This is a genomic window from Corallibacter vietnamensis, assembly GCF_039537875.1.
Classification (GTDB): domain Bacteria; phylum Bacteroidota; class Bacteroidia; order Flavobacteriales; family Flavobacteriaceae; genus Corallibacter; species Corallibacter vietnamensis.
On record NZ_BAABBI010000002.1, the window covers coordinates 91,031 to 110,299 of the forward strand.

General features: G+C 31.2%; 18 protein-coding genes. 10 read left to right on the plus strand and 8 right to left on the minus strand.

All coding sequences use genetic code 11. From position 1 onward, the window contains the following. Entirely contained in the window at positions 1 to 567 is a 567-nt protein-coding gene (locus ABD690_RS08830) for an acyltransferase (protein WP_344729514.1), read from the plus strand. Here ABD690_RS08830 and ABD690_RS08835 read toward each other — a convergent pair. Continuing rightward, positions 560 to 1,708, minus strand: coding sequence for a glycosyltransferase (locus tag ABD690_RS08835; protein WP_344729516.1), 1,149 nt, complete (start codon positions 1,706 to 1,708; stop codon positions 560 to 562). The genes ABD690_RS08830 and ABD690_RS08835 overlap by 8 nt on opposite strands. Positions 1,709 to 1,938: 230 nt before the next feature. On the opposite strand from ABD690_RS08835, the gene ABD690_RS08840 reads away from it, so the two are divergent. Both ABD690_RS08840 and ABD690_RS08845 read left to right on the plus strand, forming a co-directional pair. Continuing rightward, positions 1,939 to 2,760 carry a glycosyltransferase family 2 protein gene (locus ABD690_RS08840; RefSeq protein WP_344729518.1) on the plus strand — a complete coding sequence of 274 codons (822 nt, stop codon included), beginning with the start codon at positions 1,939 to 1,941 and terminating at the stop codon, positions 2,758 to 2,760. After that, a complete protein-coding gene (locus ABD690_RS08845) occupies positions 2,757 to 3,170 on the plus strand; it encodes a sugar 3,4-ketoisomerase (protein WP_344729520.1) in 414 nt (137 codons plus the stop codon). The genes ABD690_RS08840 and ABD690_RS08845 overlap by 4 nt, the downstream gene beginning before the upstream one ends. Here the strand turns inward: ABD690_RS08845 and ABD690_RS08850 are convergent. From ABD690_RS08850 to ABD690_RS08875, 6 genes are all read right to left on the minus strand, one after another. After that, entirely contained in the window at positions 3,164 to 4,081 is a 918-nt protein-coding gene (locus tag ABD690_RS08850) for a glycosyltransferase family 2 protein (RefSeq protein ID WP_344729522.1), read from the minus strand. The two genes, ABD690_RS08845 and ABD690_RS08850, sit on opposite strands and share 7 nt — an antisense overlap. A 3-nt stretch (positions 4,082 to 4,084) precedes the next feature. Then, positions 4,085 to 4,972: a glycosyltransferase family 2 protein gene (locus ABD690_RS08855; protein WP_344729524.1), complete on the minus strand. Its 888-nt coding sequence runs from the start codon at positions 4,970 to 4,972 to the stop codon at positions 4,085 to 4,087. Positions 4,973 to 5,134: 162 nt separating this feature from the next. After that, positions 5,135 to 5,815 (minus strand): cell division ATP-binding protein FtsE, encoded by a 681-nt coding sequence (locus ABD690_RS08860; protein ID WP_344729526.1) that lies wholly within the window; start codon positions 5,813 to 5,815, stop codon positions 5,135 to 5,137. Then, the gene (locus ABD690_RS08865; protein WP_344729528.1) at positions 5,793 to 7,139 is read right to left on the minus strand and encodes a hypothetical protein; all 1,347 of its coding nucleotides are present in this window, start codon (positions 7,137 to 7,139) and stop codon (positions 5,793 to 5,795) included. The genes ABD690_RS08860 and ABD690_RS08865 overlap by 23 nt, the downstream gene beginning before the upstream one ends. A gap of 4 nt (positions 7,140 to 7,143) precedes the next feature. Further along, the gene (locus ABD690_RS08870; protein WP_344729530.1) at positions 7,144 to 7,869 is read right to left on the minus strand and encodes a glycosyltransferase; all 726 of its coding nucleotides are present in this window, start codon (positions 7,867 to 7,869) and stop codon (positions 7,144 to 7,146) included. Continuing rightward, on the minus strand, positions 7,851 to 8,639 hold the full coding sequence (locus ABD690_RS08875; protein ID WP_344729532.1) for a methyltransferase domain-containing protein: 789 nt from the start codon (positions 8,637 to 8,639) through the stop codon (positions 7,851 to 7,853). The genes ABD690_RS08870 and ABD690_RS08875 overlap by 19 nt, the downstream gene beginning before the upstream one ends. A 202-nt stretch (positions 8,640 to 8,841) precedes the next feature. Here ABD690_RS08875 and ABD690_RS08880 point away from each other — a divergent pair, with 202 nt between their 5' ends. From ABD690_RS08880 to ABD690_RS08890, 3 genes are all read left to right on the plus strand, one after another. Continuing rightward, positions 8,842 to 11,868 carry a tetratricopeptide repeat protein gene (locus ABD690_RS08880; RefSeq protein ID WP_344729534.1) on the plus strand — a complete coding sequence of 1,009 codons (3,027 nt, stop codon included), beginning with the start codon at positions 8,842 to 8,844 and terminating at the stop codon, positions 11,866 to 11,868. Positions 11,869 to 11,940: 72 nt separating this feature from the next. Then, positions 11,941 to 13,686, plus strand: coding sequence for a TonB-dependent receptor (locus tag ABD690_RS08885; protein ID WP_344729536.1), 1,746 nt, complete (start codon positions 11,941 to 11,943; stop codon positions 13,684 to 13,686). An 81-nt stretch (positions 13,687 to 13,767) separates the two neighbouring features. After that, positions 13,768 to 15,390, plus strand: a complete 1,623-nt coding sequence (locus ABD690_RS08890; protein ID WP_344729538.1) for an amidohydrolase — start codon at positions 13,768 to 13,770, stop codon at positions 15,388 to 15,390. Here ABD690_RS08890 and ABD690_RS08895 read toward each other — a convergent pair. After that, on the minus strand, positions 15,387 to 16,085 hold the full coding sequence (locus ABD690_RS08895) for a class I SAM-dependent methyltransferase (protein WP_344729541.1): 699 nt from the start codon (positions 16,083 to 16,085) through the stop codon (positions 15,387 to 15,389). The genes ABD690_RS08890 and ABD690_RS08895 overlap by 4 nt on opposite strands. Positions 16,086 to 16,138: 53 nt before the next feature. Here ABD690_RS08895 and ABD690_RS08900 point away from each other — a divergent pair, with 53 nt between their 5' ends. The 4 genes from ABD690_RS08900 to ABD690_RS08915 all read left to right on the plus strand — a co-directional run bounded on the left by ABD690_RS08900 (position 16,139) and on the right by ABD690_RS08915 (position 19,265). Next, on the plus strand, positions 16,139 to 16,633 hold the full coding sequence (locus ABD690_RS08900) for a YkgJ family cysteine cluster protein (RefSeq protein WP_344729543.1): 495 nt from the start codon (positions 16,139 to 16,141) through the stop codon (positions 16,631 to 16,633). A gap of 78 nt (positions 16,634 to 16,711) precedes the next feature. Next, complete coding sequence (locus ABD690_RS08905; protein ID WP_344729545.1) at positions 16,712 to 17,548, plus strand: thioredoxin family protein; 837 nt, start codon at positions 16,712 to 16,714, stop codon at positions 17,546 to 17,548. Positions 17,549 to 17,557: 9 nt separating this feature from the next. Then, positions 17,558 to 18,403: a sterol desaturase family protein gene (locus ABD690_RS08910; RefSeq protein ID WP_344729549.1), complete on the plus strand. Its 846-nt coding sequence runs from the start codon at positions 17,558 to 17,560 to the stop codon at positions 18,401 to 18,403. Then, positions 18,390 to 19,265 carry a glycerophosphodiester phosphodiesterase family protein gene (locus ABD690_RS08915; protein ID WP_344729551.1) on the plus strand — a complete coding sequence of 292 codons (876 nt, stop codon included), beginning with the start codon at positions 18,390 to 18,392 and terminating at the stop codon, positions 19,263 to 19,265. Before ABD690_RS08910 ends, ABD690_RS08915 begins: the two co-directional genes overlap by 14 nt. Positions 19,266 to 19,269: the final 4 nt, after the last annotated feature.

The following is a 19,269-nucleotide window of genomic DNA, read 5'->3' on the forward strand; positions in this document are numbered from 1 at the left end:
ATGATAAAAAAGTTATTAGTAAAAAGCCTTTTAAATATTAGAAAAATAAAGTATTCTTTATATTCTAATAACAGGCGTGTTTCTGGAAGGTTTAAAGCTCATCAACCTGTTGTGCTAAGAGGTAAAGGTGAAATTAGTTTTAAAAAGAACGTAAATTTAGGTGTAATAAACTCTCCAATGTATTATAATGGCTATGCTTATATAGAAGCTAGGTCAGAAGTCGCAAAAGTGAATTTCGGAGAAGATATTCATATTAATAATGCGTTTTCTGCTATTTCTGAAAAATCTATAACAGTAGGCAATAATGTGTTAATAGGTTATAATTGTCAAATATATGATAGCAACTTTCATGATTTACACATAGATAATAGATTTAATAAAGATCCTAACCCTATGAAAGTTGTTATAAAGAGTAATGTTTTTATAGGGAATAACGTTGTGATTTTAAAAGGAGTTACTATTGGAGAGAATTCTGTTATAGCCTCTAATAGTATTGTAACTAAAAGTTTTCCTGAAAATGTAGTGATTGGAGGAAATCCAGCAAAAATTATTAGTCAACTTAATTAGTAGTTGTATCCCAAGTCTCAAGATATTTTTTAGCTATAGTTATGTAATCATGCTCTTTTTCAATAAAAGCTCGTGCATTTTTAGAAATTTCAAGAATTTTTTCGGGGTTAAGAATAAGCCACTCAAGTTTTTTTGCTATTGCAGTAGCGTCAGGAAGTGCATTTATAGCAACAGAATCTTCTTTTAAATGATAGTAGTCAAGCCATTCTTTTTCTGCACCTGTAAATACAACTTTTCCTTGTGACATAGCTTCTAGCGCGTTGTAGCCTTGGTCATAAGAATATACTTGATCTAAAATAATATGCGCTTTGTTGTATGTTTTAATATATTCGCTATAAGGTAAACTTCGAGTTGTTATTATCTCAACGCTATTGGTATATTTTTTTTGAATAATATTTAAGGCTTCTTCAAAAAAGGCATTGCCTTTTTTTATATAATTCATATTATTTATACCGTGAAAAATTATAATTTTTCCATCAATACTTAAAGGTGCATAAGAGAGTTTATTAGTGTTTATAGGGTTAGGAATTAAACCCAAGTATTGCTTGTGATTTAGCATTGGTAAATGATAGTCTATATCTGTAGCAATAGTTCCTTGGCTATGTTTTTTTATAAACTCATGTAATTTTTTGTATGACTTTGTCGTGTATTTTAAAGAATACGAAAATTGTTTTTTTAGTGTTCTGTTTTTTAAATAAGGTGTTAAAATAGAGTATTTTAATTCTTCTTTTAAGTAGTGATTAATGGTTATGTAATCATCACCACAGCAAAGTAAATAGAGTTTTTTATTTTGATTTATTATACGCTTTAATATTGAAATTTGCATTTTTGGATGCATTGTAAAAGCGTCTTCATTGATCAATTGTACAACATCATAATCTTGTAAATCAGTAAGTATAGATTTTACTTTTAGATAGGTTTCAACATCGGCTATGTCAAAACCTGTAATTTTATGAATTAGTTTTCTAAAAAACACTGGGGCTTTTTTTCTGAAAAATACCGGAGCAATATTTATGTCAACAGGATATTTTTTAAACAAATCACCAGACCCTATTAAGGTAACATCATGTCCTAATTGAGATAAACCTTCTTTAAGAGAATTATGTAACCTGCTAAACTCGCCTATTAAGAGTATTTTCATGTAGTTTTTTTGCCTATTATAGATAAGGTATAAAACATGATTATTTTAGAATAGTGGTTTCGTACATATTTTGATACCTTTGCTTTCAAAAGTACACAAAATTATTTTCGTTTAAAACTATCTAAAACCTCAAAGAAGATAATTTGTAAGCTTAATTAGTGATAGCTATAATAGGTGTTTTATTAATACAAGTTTTAGCTTTTTTTTTCAGAAGTAAGATATTTGATTACATGAATAATATAGAAAAAAACTCTTGTGAGTTAGAGATTCTTATTGCAACAATGAATAGGGATTCACTAGATTTTCTTTCTGTGATGTTTCAGAATAATGACCTTGATGATTATCAAATATTGATAATAAATCAAACTACAGAGGGCAATCTTTTAAAATCAAATAAAGCCAACATAAGAGTTATTAATTCTTTTGAGAGAGGAATTTCAAAAAGTAGAAACTTGGCTCTAAATAATGCAATTGGAGAGATTTGTTTACTCGCTGATGATGATGTGATATATTTAAAACACTTTGAAAAAAAAATAGTTAAAGCTTATAAAAACAATAATAAAGCATCTGTCTTAACTTTTAAAACTCTAACAACAGAGGGAAAGCCTTACAGTAATTATCCACAGAAAATCACTACGCTTTTAAAATTTTACAGAAAAATACTCTCAATTGAAATTAGTTTTAAAACAAAAGAATTAATTAAGAATAATATTAATTTTAATGAAAATTTTGGGTTAGGAGCTACTTTTGAAGAAGGAGAAAATGTGTTTTTCTTTAGAAGTATATTTGAAAAAGGAATACCTTCTTATTTTGTGCCAGAAACTATAGTGATTCATGAACCTGTAAGTTCTAGTGATGATGTAACGTCGGATAGATATATTTTTGGCAGAGCGGCAATGCATTATAAATTACAAGGTTCCTTTGCGTATTTTTATGCTATAAAGCTTATGTTTGCCTTATTACGAAGAGGTTTGATTGGTTTTAATCAAGTTATTCCTAAATTTAATGTAGCTCTAAAAGGAATTCGTAAATATAAACAATTACAGAAATGAGTAAAGTAACACCTTCAAATATAGAAATAATTGAAATTCCAAAAATCGAAGATCCAAGAGGAAACTTGGCTGTAATTGAAAAAGAGGTGTTGCCTTATCAAGTAAAACGTGTTTATTATCTATATGATGTGCCAAGTAGTGCTTATCGAGGTGGTCATGCTCACAAAGAACAGTTAGAGTGTTTAATAGCAGTCAGTGGAAGCTTTGAAGTTGTTGTGGATGACGGAGCTTCCAAACAAAAGATAACTCTTAATAAGCCAAACAAAGGATTACTAATACCTACAGGTATTTGGAGAGAGTTAGAAAATTTTTCTTCAGGGGCTGTATGTTTAGTTTTAGCATCTGAAGTTTTTGATGAAGACGACTATATAAGGGATTATAAGCAATTTTTAGATTTTAAAAATCAATAATAGTTTTTTTTATTATTAAGTATTCTGAATAATTTTACACCACACTTTAGCAAAGCATTTGGAGAAGCAATAATATAGCGTTGTTTTAATGATAGCTTTTTGTAATTAAGAATTTCTTTAAGAGTATTACTATGTTTTTTGTCATTTATTAATTTATATTTAATGATAGACGAGTATATGTTTTTGTTAATATAATCCTCTAAAAAATCAACTGAATCATAATGTTTTAAGTATTTAGAATAGTCTAAAGCTTTGTAGTGATTTCTGTTAGATTTGGTTAAACTATTATCGGTTACATTAATGGTAATTAAGGGTGTTTTTTTAAAAACAACAGGATGCTTTAATCCTATTCTTATCCAATAATCTAAATCTTCACTCGTTTTCAAACCTTCATTAAATACACCAATTTCATGCGTAATGTCTTTATTGATAACCACGGAAGAGCTGTGTATAATTGGGTGCTTTAAGCTAGCTTTAAAATAATTAAGAACAGCTACCTCGTTATTAGGAATACAAAAATAATCAGCATTGTATAATGCTTTGGGGCTTTTAATTTTAGCGGCGGTTGAGAAAACCTTGTTTTTAGGATAATTAGATATTAAAATACTTATCTCGTATAAAAAGTTGTCATCCCAAATGTCATCAGCATCTAAAAATGCAATATAATCTGCAGCTGCTTTTTTTATCCCATAATTTCTTGCAGAAGATACACCTGCGTTGGTTTTATTGTAAATATGAACTCTAGCGTCGTTTATGTTTTTTACGACTTCTAAGCTGTTATCAGTAGAGCCATCATTTACAATGATAACCTCAAAATCAACAAAAGACTGATTTAAAACACTAAAAACGGTTTCTTTTATGTGCTTTTCTTTGTTATATAATGAGATAATTACCGAGAAAAAAGGCTTCATAGACTATGTTGTAATATTGCAAAAATAACTTAACCTATATAAATCAAAAATAAACAAATTGGGTGCTTTATTTTTTAGTAAATATTTTTTCATTTGATTAATGAAAGGTTTCGTTAAGACCCTAAAAACTTTAAGCATGTTAGCCTTTTTTAGAAAGCTGTAAGCTTTAATGAGGCTTATGTGTGAATCATTTATATTGTTGTTTTTGTGAAGGGCAGAAAGTGTGTGTAACGCTTGGTTGGTCTTTTTTAAGTAGTTTATGTTGTCATCAATTCCTAAATGATAAACCTCATTGTTAATATGTAGAATAGGAACTTTATTGATACTTAATTGATGCCCAAAAACATAATCCATACCATAAGCGGGTTTTAAATTTAATGCGTTTATTTTGAAAAAAACATGCTTTTTTATCATGAAATTTGAAGAAATAATGAATTTATATTTGTTATTATTTCTTTTGTGAGCATCAACTTCTTCGCGATTTTTTCCAAATGTATATCGCAATGATTTATTAGGTTTGTAGTCTTCAGGGTTGTAAGCAAAACCACCAAAGATGGCATCATAGGGTTCTGAAACAAACGCGGTGTATTGTGATATAAAGGCGTCGTTTTTTGGGGTTATATCAGCGTCTAGAAAAAGCAGCCAGTCGTATTTAGCTTCTTTAGCAAGAGCTTGTCTGGTTGCGGTTCTTCCAAGGTTTGTTTTTCTCTCAATAAATTTAGAATTAGGTAATGAGTTTATATCGTTGTTAGATTTATTTTTGACAGAGTTTGAGCCATCATCCATACAAATTAACTCAAAGATTAAGCCTTGCTTTTTTGCACGGTTTACTAAATTCTTTGCAAGAGGTAACACATTGTAATTATATGTAGGGATTAAAATAGAAATCATACAGGGTATAGTTCATTTTCAAATCTAAACAATAAATTAAACATGTTTAGAATTAAGCTGTTTTAATTGTATTTTCCTATTCAATCTAAATAAAGGATTTTGTTTTTAGAGTGCTTATTATTCCGCTTTGAAAGTTAAAAGCGCTATATATGAGTATTAGTCTTATCCTTTACGCTGAACTACTTCATAAATTTGGTTGTCATCACATTTTAATGTTTTACTTGGGTATTTTAATAGTAAAGCATAATCGTGGGTAGCCATTAAAATAGTGTTTCCATTTTTGTTAATGTCTTGAAGTACTTCCATAACTTCAATACTAGTTTGAGGATCTAAATTACCTGTTGGCTCATCAGCAAGAATTAATTCTGGATTGTTAAGTAAAGCTCTAGCTATGGCAACACGTTGTTGTTCTCCACCAGAAAGTTCGTGAGGAAACTTAAAGCCTTTGGTTTTCATACCTACTTTATTAAGCACTTCTTCTATTCTGGTCATCATATCTTTTTTGTCTTTCCAGCCAGTAGCTTTTAAAACAAATAGTAAATTCTCATTGATAGTTCTGTCATTGAGAAGCTTAAAGTCCTGAAAAACAACGCCTAATTTTCTTCTTAAAAACGGAATTTCCTTTTCCTTTAGTGTTCTTAAGTTAAAATCAACAATACTTCCTTCGCCTTTAGTAAGCGGTAAATCACCGTAAAGTGTTTTCATAAAACTACTTTTTCCGGTTCCTGTTTTACCAATTAAGTAAACAAATTCGCCTTTGTTTACTTCTACATTTACATCAGAAAGCACTAGGCTGTCTCCTTGAAAAATAGAAGCGTCTTTAAGATGAAGTACGTTTTGCATAAGATTTTTTTAGGGTATATAAATTTATGAATACAAAGTAAACAATTAATGGGAGATAAGGAAAGGCGAAACGTGAATTTGTTCCAAATGTAACTAGTGCTTGAGCAAGCGAACCTCCCATTACAATGGCCACAAGAAACAAATCACTATCTAGATGAAATCCTGATGTAAAAAACTGGATAATCTTTTTAAAAGCGAATAAAACAAATAAAAAATGAATAGCGATTAAAATATTCCCTTGAATATAAATCCATAATCCAATTAAACCTCGTCTTATAAACCGATTTTCAAATTTATCAACATTCCATATCAATGCATTTTTGGCGTTCCAAAAATGCAACCATGAAATACCTACTTGTTTTAAGTATAAACCTGGATATTTTTTAAATAGTTTTTTAGAAATTTCTCCAAGTTTGTTAGATAAGTCTGGAGGTGATAACTGTGTTTTTTCTAATAACTCATCATAGGCATACCAAACAGCCATTGGGTAAGCGTAATCAGGTTCGTTAGCTTCAACATAAGCTCTATGTTTTACAAAAATATCTCGTATTAGTTTATCTTCATCTGGCACCTTTTCAAAAAAAGATGTGGCTGTTTGAGAAATGTTTATACCAAAATACCAAGAGCTAGTAAAGTAGCCATTGTTGCGTTCATTGAGAGAGCACCAGCTATAAAATGATATAAAAGGAAAAAGAAATATTATGATAGGTTTTAAAAAGGCTTTTCTAAAATTTGTTTTTATGTGTTTAACAAAAATGAAAAGGAAAAGACCAATTGGTATATAAATAAACATAGGCCTTGTTAAATATAAGCAGCCTAGGATAAGTGATAGAATAAAATAGTGCTTTATTGAAGCTGAAAGTTTTAAAATATGAAATTTTTCAATAAACCAGAATGTAAGCGTTAGCATAAAATAAGTAAGCGATTCTGTGAGTATTGCAAACTCATAAAAAATAACATATATAAAGGACGTAGTTATGATAGAGCTCCAAAAAGCAAAAGGAATATCTTGTGATTTTAACTTAAAAAAATCATACATAAGGTACATTGCTAAAAGCCCTAATATCAACTGAAAAAATACAGTAATATATAAATTGCCACCAGCAAGAGCAATGAGCGTTGGAAAACCAGGAGTGCGCTCTCCGGAGTAATTTATAATATCAAAATCTAAAATGATTTGACCCAGGTCAATATAATTTTGAGAATCAGGGTAAATGGTTACGGCATGGTAAAAAATAAAAACACATAGCCGAATGATTATACCGTAAACAAGCAGACTTAAAACAGGTTTTTTTAATAAAGCCGAATTTAGTTTTTTCAACATATAATCAACGATATTTATTACGGATTTTTATCAAATCTAAAGGAATTCTAATGAAATCAACCCATGTTATCCTGGAATCTCCTTTGTCAAACCATTTTTGTAACGGAACTTCGGCAATAGATATGTCACTAAAATCATTGCCTAGAATCTGTTGCGATCTTAAAAGCAACTCTATGTCAAATAGCCATTTACTAACAAAGGGTTCTTTAAAAATTGATACAGCTAAAGATGTTTTTATGAGCTTGGCGCCACATTGTGTGTCATAGATTGGAAGTTTTAAAATCATAATATTTGTGACCGTTGCCAAGACACGTCCTAAAATATGTCGTAAAGGATGTCGTTTTATAGTTGTATTAAGTGTTTTTATTCTAGAACCCATAATAAATTGGGTTTTTGGAGAAATAAAGTTTGTCAGCCGTAACATTTCATTCAATGAGGTTGATAAATCAGCATCCAAATACCCTATATAATTACAATGTTCGTGGTTTATATTATGTACTGCATAGCGAATTGCTTCAGCCTTTCCTTTGTTTTTATCTAAATTAAAAACAGTCACATTTGTATAGTCTTTTTTTAAAGACTCAAGAATTACCGCTGTAGCATCCTTGCTGCCATCATTTACAAAACAAAAGTCAAGCGTGTTGTCACGCTTTAAAAACTCTTGAAATGCTTTTAAAGGAAATCTTGATGCCTCGTTGTAGCACGGAACAATTATACATGTTTTTTGCATATGATGTAGTTAGATAAACCAATAGGTTTTAGATGGAAATTCTCTAAAAAAGTCGACAACATAAAATCAAAGATAAGTGTGTTTTTGAATACGGAAGTTACAAAAGCGCTACTTCGCCATTCTGCAACTTGAGTTGTACTGTTTTTTGGTTTTATAAACATTTCTTTAAGCTTAATTAAAAACCTTGGGAGTAATAGTGATGTAAAAAAATACCCTTTGAAAACAGTTTTTAAACCTGCTTGTGTAGTGACTTTTTCAAGTGTTTTGTTGTTGTAACGGCGATAATGGCCTAAAATAATATCATGATTGGTAAAAAGCCTTTGAAAGGCAGGGACAGTTATAAAAAATTGCGTGTCTTTAGTGAATAGATCTATAGAGATGATGTTTCTTAAAAAAGCCATGTCATTTTCTACATGTTCCATAACATCTAGGGCTAAAACAAACGTAATGTCGGTATTTATTTTTGTTAATGCATTTTCTAAAGAATTGAAAACATAAATATTTTTGTTGTTATATTTTTCAGAATAATACAGCATTTGATCATCTGTAAAAGCAATATCTACACAAAAAATTATGGCATTTGGCATTTTATCATGCAAACCTTCTGCAACAAATGTATCGCCACATCCAATATCCAAAATTACAGGAGAATCATTATTGGGTATATGTTTTTTTATTTTTTTTAGCACAAATGCCAATCGAGCTTTTTCCCATGGGTGCCTGGAAAGTGAAGCGTCTTTTTGGTGTTCAGATAATTCGGTTAGATCCATAAATGCTTGTAAATTCTTTATAAAAATAATGATTGAGAATTTAAAGGTGGAAAGATATTTTAATTCTAGTAATTAACAACCAAATAAAACACAATAATTGCATGAAAATACCATTTTAATAAGAGTGTTTATAATTAAAATACAATTATACCGTTATAAAAATAGATTGAATTATCTTTGATGTTTATAAAAATAAAACTTAATGATTAAACATAAAATCACCGCTTTTATATTAATTCTTGGAGCCTTATTTCACATGCAGGCACAACAGTCTGCTGTTTATACTAGCGACTTGGTTGCTTATCAAAAGGCTTTGATGTTGTATAATAATCAACAATATTTAGCTTCTCAAACATTGTTTAAAACAATAAAAAAAGACGCCAAATCTGAAGAGTTATTGTCAGATTGTGCCTATTACATAGCCAATTGTGCAGTTAGGTTAAACCAGCAAAACGCCGATCAGTTAATTGAGGATTTTGTTGAAGATTACCCAATGAGTACCAAGCGCAATTCAGCTTTTCTTGATGTAGCAGATTATTACTTCGCTAATGGAAAATATGCATATGCAAAAAAGTGGTATGATAAGGTTGATGAATCTTCGTTAGCTAGATCAGAACGCGACAAATTTAGTTTTAACAACGGTTATGTGGCCTTTGTTACAAAAGATTATGCAACTGCAAAAAAACACTTATCTCGTTTAGAGAGTTCACAAAAGTACGGCTCTCAAGCCAAGTATTACATAGGTTTTATGGCTTATGAAGGCGATGATTACAATACAGCCAATACATATTTTGATCAAGTAAGTGATCAAGAGAAATACAAAGAAAAGTTGTCTTACTATCAAGCTGACTTAAACTTTAAATTAGGAAAATTTGAAGAGGCTATCAAACTTGCCAAAGCGCAACTACCTAAAAGCGATAGAAACGAAATATCTGAACTCAATAAAATTATTGGAGAAAGTTATTTTAATCTAGAAAAATACGATGAAGCCATTCCGTTCTTAAAAGAATACCGAGGAAAAAAAGGAAAGTGGAATAACACAGATTATTATCAATTGGGGTATGCTTATTATAAGCAAGGAAACTATGAAAATGCTATTTCTGAATTTAATAAAATAATAGGTGGTGATAATGGCGTAGCTCAAAATGCCTACTATCATTTAGGGGAAAGCTATGTGCATTTAAATAAAAAGCAAGAAGCACTAAATGCCTTTAGAAACGCATCTCAAATGGATTATGATTTGAAAATTCAAGAGGATGCTTGGCTTAATTATGCTAAAATAAGTTACGAGATAGGAAACCCATATCAGTCGGTACCACAAGTACTAACAAGCTATTTAGAAACGTATCCTGATACACAATACAAAGAAGAAATAGAAACATTATTGATAGACTCTTACATTACTTCAAAGAATTATCAAGAAGCTCTTAAATTACTAGAAGGAAAACGAAGTTATGCAAACAAGGCAGCTTATCAAAAGGTTACTTTTTACAGAGGATTAGAGCTTTATAATGAAGGTAACTATCAAGAAGCAGAAACACTTTTTGATAAATCTTTAAAAGAACCTATTGAGGATATATACACAGCTAGAGCAACATTCTGGAAAGCCGAAACCGATTATAGTTTAACAAATTATGAAGATGCTTTAATAGGATTTAAGCAATTTCAGCAGCAAACAGTTTCTACATCTACTCCAGAGGTAACAAACATTGATTACAATTTAGCTTATACTTATTTTAAACAAAAGAATTATCCAAAAACAACCGAGCATTTCAAAACATTTATAGCAAACCATAGTGATGATGTTATTCGCTTAAATGATGCTTATTTAAGGTTGGGAGATGCCTATTTTGTATCTAGTGATTATGATAGTGCCATTGCTTCGTATCACAAAGCTATAAAAATTAATAAAGTAGATGCTGATTATGCTTTTTTTCAAGCATCATTGAGTCAAGGTTATGCCGGAAATGTGAACAAAAAAATAGCTGATTTAGAGACTTTCATTAACCGATATCCAAAATCGACACTTCGTGACGATGCCATGTATGAGTTAGGAAATTCATACGTAAAAAAAGGTGAAAACGTCAAAGCTTTAAAAATGTATGACCGCTTAAATGCTGAATACGACAGAAGTTCATTAGTTCCAAAAGCTATGTTAAGACAAGGATTAGTGCACTATAATGCAAATGCAAATGAACAAGCATTAACCAAATTTAAAAACGTCGCTAAAGCATTTCCAGGAACTCCAGAAGCAAATCAAGCAGTATCTACAGCAAGGTTAATTTATATTGATTTAGGTCGTGTAGACGAATATGCAAGTTGGGTACAAACACTAGATTATGTAAATGTCACTGATACTGATTTAGACAATGCCACTTATGAGTCTGCAGAGAAAAAATATTTAGATAATAAAAGTAATGACGCTATTCGTCAATTTAATAATTATTTAAATCAATTTCCTAACGGAATTCACGCATTGCAAGCACATTTCTACCTAGCGCAACTATATTACAAAGACGATTTAAAAACTAATGCAGCGTCACATTATGTTGCAGTTCTTGATGCGCCACAAAGCGAGTTTACTGAAGAATCTTTATCACGACTTTCTCAAGTATATTTAGAAAAGAAAAACTGGCTTGAAGCAATACCTGTACTAAAGCGTTTAGAAACAGAAGCTAGTTTCCCGCAAAATGTCGTTTTTGCTCAATCTAACCTAATGAAAGCAAACTATCAATTAGAAAACTACAATGAAGCAGTTTCTTATGCCGAGAAAGTATTGGTACAATCTAAAATTGATAATAAAATAAAAAGTGATGCTCATGTAATCATTGCGCGTTCTGCAATGAAGACCAACGATGAAACAAAAGCAAAAGCAGCTTACTCCGAAGTAGAAAAAACAGCAACAGGAGAGACAGCAGCTGAAGCTTTATACTACAATGCATATTTTAAAAACCAAGAAGGTGCTTATGAAGCATCTAATGAAGTTGTACAGCAATTAGCAAAAGACTATTCAGGATACAAACTCTATAGTGCTAAAGGATTAGTGCTTATGGCCAAAAACTTTTACGCACTTAAAGATGCTTTTCAAGCAACTTATATATTAGAAAGCGTTATAGAGAATTTTAAAGACTATAGTGATGTTGTTTCTGAAGCCAAAGAAGAGTTAAGCAAAATTAAAGCAGAAGAAGCTAAAACCAATGCATCTGTACAACCAGAAATTGAAGATTAATTGTAGCTAGCTTTATAGTCTCAAACAATTATTAAAAAAGAAGAATAAAAATATCAAACAAAATCAAAATATATGCGAAAGCACATTTATAATATATTAACCCTTTTTTTAATAGCAGGAGCAACTGTTTCTTGGGCACAAGAACGCGAAAATGATACCATTGACACAAATGTTATTAATGTTGTTAAGCCTTACACACCAACTATTTCAGATGCTTTTAAGGTAAAAGAAGAACCGTCTTTAGATGATGATGTAACAGCAGCAAAAAAGCAAATAGAATACAATATTTTTTCTTTTCCTGTAGCATCAACATTTACTCCAGCAAAAGGAAAAGCCGCCGTAGTAGACAAAGAAGAACCTGCGAAATTGTATGACAACTATGCCACATTAGGATTTGGAAGTTATACTTCAATTTTAGGCGAAGTTTATCTAAACCATGCTTTAAGCCGAACAGAAAGTGTAAGCGGTTATGTTACGCATCATTCATCACAAGGTGGTATAAAAGACGTTGCATTAGACGATGATTTTTATGATACGAAACTTCAAGTAAATTATTCAAAAAGTTTAAGGGATCTTACCTGGAATGTTGAGTTAGGAGGTTTGCATCAAAAATATAACTGGTATGGTTTACCAAGTGCAATAAACACTTTTGTGCCTCTAATAGCAGCTACAAATGATTTAGATGTAGGACACACATTTTACGGTGCGCATTTAGGCGGTGATATAGCATTTGAAGATACTTACATAAAATCTGGACGCGTGTTTTTAAGACATTTTGGAGACAACAATGGCTCTGGTGAAAATTACTTTACAGCAAGCGGAACAGCCGATATTCCTATTGCAGATCAAGAGATTTCTACCGCTATTAACATAGGATATTTAGGAGGTAAATTTGATCAAAATTATCAGTCTGCAAATGAGGTGAAATACGGAAACTTTAGCGTAGGTTTATCGCCATCATACAGAATAACACAAGATGATTTGACCGTAAATTTAGGAGTTTCTGCTTACTATTTAAACGATTTTGAAAATAGTGATAACAAGTTTTACATCTATCCAAATGTTACAGCTTCATATAGAATTGTTGACGAAATTCTTATTGCTTATGGAGGAATTCAAGGCGGATTAAATCAAAACACGTATTATGATTTAGTGCAAGAAAATCCATTTGTATCACCAACACTAAATATTTTACCAACAGATCAACAATATAATGGCTACATTGGTTTAAAAGGAAAAGTATCTAATAATGTAAGTTATGATATACATGGAAATTATATGGCTGAAAGCGATAAAGCTTTATACAAAGTAAACAGCTTACAAGTTTTTAGTGCTTCTGAAAACTACCATTTTGGTAACTCTTATGGTATTGTTTATGACGATGTGTCAACGTTTAGTTTTGGTGGAGCTTTAAGTGTTGATGTAAATAGAAATTTCACATTAGGTTTAAAAGCTGATTATTTTATTTATGACGTTGATTCAGAGGCTGAAGCTTGGAACTTACCAAGTATCAAAGGGTCGCTATTTGCCGATTATCAAATAAATAAAAAATGGTATGCAGGAGCTAGTCTGTTTTATGTAGGAGAACGAGAAGCTAGTAACGCTTTGTCAGGTTTATTTACACCATTTATACAGCAAACCGTTACGTTAGATGGTTATTTTGATGCCAATGTAAATCTAGGATATCATATTAATGATAAACTATCAGTTTTTCTAAAAGGAAATAATTTAGCAAATCAAGATTATATGCGTTGGGCAAACTATCCTGTGCAAACCATTCAAGTACTGGCTGGAGCAACATATAAGTTTGATTTTTAAACCATAAAAAATCTATCAAGACAAAAGCGTTCAATATTGGGCGCTTTTTTTATTTTTACCAAAGTGAATAAAGCATTTAATATGAAAAATATAAGTCTCTTATCAATTATTTTTTTGGTGTTTGCATGCCAGCAAGAAAAAAAACAAGTCGATGCATTGGTTGTAAACGGCCAAGTATATACAGTAGATAACACATTTAGCATAGCTGAAGCTTTTGCTATTAAAGACGGAAAGTTTGTTGAGGTAGGAACATCAGAAACACTAAAAAACAATTACGAGGCTGATACTATTATTGATGCTCAAGGAAAAAGCATTTTCCCAGGATTTATTGATGCGCATTGTCATTTTTACGGATTAGGATTACAGCAGAATCGCGTTGACTTAACAGGAACAACAAGTTTTAGTGATATGATGAAACGCGTTGTTGACTTTCAAAATCAACGAAACACTACATTTTTGTTAGGTCGCGGATGGGATCAAAACGACTGGGAAGATAAAACGTATCCTGATAAACGCCTTTTAGATAGGTTGTATCCAAGAACTCCTGTGGCTTTAACACGAATAGACGGTCATGCTATGTTATGTAATCAAGCGGCATTTGATTTAGCAGGAATTACAAAAGATACTAAAGTAGAAGGTGGAGAGATTTTAAAATTGAATGGTGAGTTAACAGGTGTTTTAATAGATAATCCTATGGAATTGGTTAGAGCCATTTTTCCAAGCCCAACAAAAAAAGAGCAAATTAAAGCGTTGTTAGAAGCACAAACTATTTGTAAGAATTTAGGGCTTACCACAGTTGATGATGCAGGATTAGATAAACCTGTGATTGAGCTAATTGATAGTTTACAACAAGCAGGTGATTTAAAAATGCGTATGTATGCTATGATTAGTAATTCAAACGAAAATTTAGATTATTACTTATCAAAAGGAAAAATAAAAACAGATAAACTTAATGTGAGTTCGGTTAAAGTTTATGCTGACGGCGCTTTAGGTTCTCGAGGAGCTGCTTTAAAAGAGCCTTATACAGATGCAGAGAATCATTTTGGAGCTATGATTATAGGACTTGAAGCTTATGAAAAATTAGCAAATAGGATAGCTGAATCAAATTATCAAATGAATACACATGCTATTGGAGACTCCGCAAATACATTTGTTTTAAAAACCTATGAGAAAGTTTTAAAGACTCAAAAAGATAGACGTTGGCGTGTAGAGCATGCACAAATAATCACCGATAACGATTTTAACTATTTTAAGAATAGTAATATTCTGCCATCTGTGCAGCCAACACACGCTACAAGTGATATGTATTGGGCTGAAGATAGGTTGGGAGAAGATCGAATTCATGGTGCATATGCATACAAAGAACTTTTAAAAGCATCAGAAAAAATTGCTTTAGGAACTGATTTTCCTATTGAAAAAGTGAGTCCGTTATTAACGTTTTATGCAGCTGTAACTAGGCAAGATTTAGAAGGATATCCAGAAGGTGGATTTAATAGTGACAATGCATTAACGCGAGAAGAAGCTTTAAAAGGTATGACTATTTGGGCAGCTTACTCTAATTTTGAAGAAGCTGAAAAAGGAAGTATTGAGGTAGGTAAATTTGCAGACTTCATTATACTAGACAACGATATTATGACCGTTAATGAGAAGTTGATTCCTGAAACCAAAGTATTAGAAACGTTTATTGGTGGTGAAGGACTTTAAGATAGTTTCGCCAAATAATCAAAATGTTCTCCATCCATAATTTTTTCACATTCTAAACCAACAGATTTGCAAGCGGTGTACAAGGTGTTAAAGTCTAAATAAAGCCAAGTCATTGGTGATTCTTCTTCGCCTTTGTAGCTTAAGTAATAATCTAACTCGCCATAGTAATTGGCATTTGTGTCAATCCATAAACCGCCATCTTCATCTTCGTACATATAAGCAATATCTGAAGAGTCAATAAGAATTTGACCTCCAGGTTTTAAAAGTGTTTTAAGATGTGATAAGTATTTTGATACTTGAGATAGTTCTTGAAAAATACCAGTACCATTCATAAGTAATAAAATAGTATCGTAAGTGTTCTTCTCATCAAGAATACCTTTTTGATTTACTTGCAATACGCCACGTGCTTTGGCAACACTTACTGCGCCTTTAGAAATATCAATGGCGTGCACGTCAAGACCTTTTTCTTGGAGAAACAAACTATGACTTCCTGCGCCACAACCAACATCTAGAACTTGACCTTTAGATAATTGTAAGGCTTTTTGCTCTAGTTTAGGCATATCTTTGAAACCTCTAAACAAATAAGGAATTGGTAATTCGTCTTCATCAGATATGTTGGTAGATGTAATTATATCTTCTGTATAATTACCATTTTGATAATCTAGTAACGCTTTTCCAAATAAATCTTTAGTCATAAGTAAGGTTGCAAAGAGATATTGCATCTCGTTAAAAATAGTATTTTTGTAGCATGCAAGACATTATTAACAATCTTCCAAAGCTCGCCAAAGATAAGCATAAGGAAAATAAAACCTTCTTTACAAAGCTTAAAAAAAAGCCGCCTAAACAACTAGACTATATCATGCAAGAGTTACATGATGATGCGTTTGAAAAAACAGATTGTTTAGAGTGTGCAAACTGTTGTAAAACCACTGGGCCATTATTTACAGATAAAGACGTTGCTAGAATTTCAAAACATTTTAAAATGAAGCAGCAACAGTTTATCGATCAGTTTTTGCGTATTGATGAGGATAATGATTACGTGCTGCAAAGCGTACCTTGTACGTTTTTAGGAGCAGACAATTATTGCTCTATTTATGACGTACGACCTAAAGCCTGTCGAGAGTTTCCGCATACCGATAGAAAAAAGTTTCAGCAAATATCAAATCTCACCATGAAAAATGTCGCTATTTGCCCAGCAGCTTTTAATATTGTAGAAGCAATGAAAGCGCGCATAAAGTTTTAATATAGTATTGATGTTTTAGTGTTATCTAGCTTCTAACTTTTTTAGTATATTTAAAACAAAAAACATAGTTTTATAATTATGAAGCAATTATTTATAGCCCTGTTTTTATGCCTGTTTTCTTTTAATACTATTCAAGCTGACAATTGGTTACATTCTTTTGAAGAAGCTAAAAAACTAGCCATAGCGACAAACAAATTGGTTCTTGTTGATTTTTGGGCAACTTGGTGCGGGCCATGCAAGCGAATGGATTCTGAGTCCTGGAGCAAGGAAGACGTACAAGTGTTAATGGATAATTATATACCTGTTAAAATTGACATAGATAGAAATCGGGGTATCGCTCAACAGTATGGTGTGAACGGTATTCCTTTTATCTTTATTTTAGATGGAAATGGTAAAGTAGTATTTAAGGAAATGAGCTACAAAAACAAATCACAACTTATCAAATTACTAAAAAAATATGCCATAAATACATCACTGTTGAGTAGAGATTTAATTAATTATTATCAAAAAAATAATTTTACCACAGCGTTTAGATTAGGTTGTAAATATCAAGATTTTACACTTTATGTAACTAAAGATATTAAGGATGATTTTTTAAATGTTTCAGAAACTTATTTTGAAGAATCTAAAAAGCAATTAAAAGAAAGCTCAATAAAGAACAAACACGTTTTTTTGCAAAAAATGGAGCTTTATGAAATACAAGAATTACTCATTTTAAATAAACCTGAAAAAGCATTAAAAAAGCTTGATAGAATTGATGTTGAGAAAATTGATAAACTAAACACTTCGCTTTATAATTTCATTAATTATGTTGTATATAAATTATTAGACGATGATAAAGCGAAAGCTTGTGAAGAGAAATTAAACAAAAATGATAAGCAAAAAGCATTATTATTTTTAGAACAAAACATTTAAAAGCAGTATTTGGAAACAATTATTAATTACTTTGAAACCATCCCAACACTCCACAGAAGTTTACTGCTTGTTGGAGGCATTACGCTGTTTTGGATTTTAGAAGGCGCCATTCCGCTTTTTAAATTCAATTATAAAAAATGGCAACATGCTTGGCCTAACTTCTTTTTTACACTTACTACGATTATTATAAATTTTGGACTAGCCTTTATATTACTAAAAACAGCCGATTGGGTTAAAGTAAATAACTTTGGAATCATTAATTGGTTACCAGAAATGCCTTTATGGCTATATGCCTTGTTAGGTGTTATGTTGTTAGATTTTTTTGGAGCCTATTTAGCGCATTTGGTTGAGCATAAAGTAAAACCTTTATGGATGGTACATTTGGTGCATCATACAGACCATAAAGTAGATACAACCACAGGAAATAGGCATCACCCTATAGAAAGTGTTATTCGCTTTTCGTTTACCATTTTAGGTGTTTTTATTGTTGGTACACCTATAGCTATTGTGTTTTTGTATCAATCACTGTCTGTTGTTTTTACTCAATTAACACATGCCAATATTAAAATGCCTAAAAAAGTAGACAAAGCAATGAGCTACTTTTTTGTGTCTCCTGATATGCATAAGGTACATCATCATTACATTCTTCCTTATACGGATTCAAACTATGGTAATATTTTCTCAATCTGGGATAGATTATTAGGAACTTATATGGAGTTAGATCGCGATAAGCTTGTTTATGGTGTTGATGTGTTCCCTGATGAAGAAGAGAATAGTCGCGTATCAAATTTATTATCTCAACCATTCCAGAAGTATAAAAAACCAACAACCATTCCAGGTGATGAAACTATTTAAATCTATTATTTTACTTACCCTAGTAATTATTATGATAAGCTGTAGCGAAAAAAAAACAATAGGTGTTCAAGGGCATAGAGGTTGTCGTGGTTTATTACCAGAAAATACGTTGCCAGCATTTGCAAAAGCTATAGAACTTGGCGTTCAAACATTAGAATTAGACTTGGCCATATCCAAAGATAAAAAGGTTGTGGTTTCTCATGAACCTTTTATGAGCCGCTTTTATTGTTTAAAACCTAATGGAGATAAAATAACAATAAGTCAAGATAAGGTTTTTAACTTTTATCAAATGCCTTATGATTCTATAAAGCAATTTGATTGTGGTAGCATGCAGCACCCAAGGTTTCCTAAACAGAAAAATACGAATGCTTTTAAGCCATTACTTCAAGACGTTTTTATAAAATCAGATTCTCTAAATCCTGATATAAAGTATAATATTGAAATAAAAGCATCTCCAGAATATGACCATGTTTATACACCAGCTCCAAAAGAGTATGTGGCTTTGGTACTACAAGTGATACAAGACAATGGCGTTTTTGATAGATGTAACTTACAATCGTTTGATGTGCGTATTCTAGAAGAAATAAAGAAACAAGCACCAACTATGAAGCAAGCTCTGCTAGTTGATGAAAATGAAAACATTGATGAAAAACTAACAAGTTTAAGTTTTAAACCTGAAATTATCAGTCCTTATTTTGAATTATTAAATAAAACTAGTGTGAAACACTATCAAGATCTTGGTTTTCAAGTAATACCTTGGACCGTAAATGAAATTTCAGATATGCAAACTATGATAAACTACAAGGTAAATAGTATCATTACAGATTACCCTGATAGGCTGTTAGGTTTATTGTCTGAATAATAGT

Coding starts and splice junctions, on each gene's coding strand:
- ABD690_RS08830 (WP_344729514.1), top strand. CDS start 1: ATGATAAAAAAGTTATTAGTAAAAAGCCTTTTAAATATTAGAAAAATA.
- ABD690_RS08835 (WP_344729516.1), bottom strand. CDS start 1,708: ATGAAAATACTCTTAATAGGCGAGTTTAGCAGGTTACATAATTCTCTT.
- ABD690_RS08840 (WP_344729518.1), top strand. CDS start 1,939: ATGAATAATATAGAAAAAAACTCTTGTGAGTTAGAGATTCTTATTGCA.
- ABD690_RS08845 (WP_344729520.1), top strand. CDS start 2,757: ATGAGTAAAGTAACACCTTCAAATATAGAAATAATTGAAATTCCAAAA.
- ABD690_RS08850 (WP_344729522.1), bottom strand. CDS start 4,081: ATGAAGCCTTTTTTCTCGGTAATTATCTCATTATATAACAAAGAAAAG.
- ABD690_RS08855 (WP_344729524.1), bottom strand. CDS start 4,972: ATGATTTCTATTTTAATCCCTACATATAATTACAATGTGTTACCTCTT.
- ABD690_RS08860 (WP_344729526.1), bottom strand. CDS start 5,815: ATGCAAAACGTACTTCATCTTAAAGACGCTTCTATTTTTCAAGGAGAC.
- ABD690_RS08865 (WP_344729528.1), bottom strand. CDS start 7,139: ATGTTGAAAAAACTAAATTCGGCTTTATTAAAAAAACCTGTTTTAAGT.
- ABD690_RS08870 (WP_344729530.1), bottom strand. CDS start 7,869: ATGCAAAAAACATGTATAATTGTTCCGTGCTACAACGAGGCATCAAGA.
- ABD690_RS08875 (WP_344729532.1), bottom strand. CDS start 8,639: ATGGATCTAACCGAATTATCTGAACACCAAAAAGACGCTTCACTTTCC.
- ABD690_RS08880 (WP_344729534.1), top strand. CDS start 8,842: ATGATTAAACATAAAATCACCGCTTTTATATTAATTCTTGGAGCCTTA.
- ABD690_RS08885 (WP_344729536.1), top strand. CDS start 11,941: ATGCGAAAGCACATTTATAATATATTAACCCTTTTTTTAATAGCAGGA.
- ABD690_RS08890 (WP_344729538.1), top strand. CDS start 13,768: ATGAAAAATATAAGTCTCTTATCAATTATTTTTTTGGTGTTTGCATGC.
- ABD690_RS08895 (WP_344729541.1), bottom strand. CDS start 16,085: ATGACTAAAGATTTATTTGGAAAAGCGTTACTAGATTATCAAAATGGT.
- ABD690_RS08900 (WP_344729543.1), top strand. CDS start 16,139: ATGCAAGACATTATTAACAATCTTCCAAAGCTCGCCAAAGATAAGCAT.
- ABD690_RS08905 (WP_344729545.1), top strand. CDS start 16,712: ATGAAGCAATTATTTATAGCCCTGTTTTTATGCCTGTTTTCTTTTAAT.
- ABD690_RS08915 (WP_344729551.1), top strand. CDS start 18,390: ATGAAACTATTTAAATCTATTATTTTACTTACCCTAGTAATTATTATG.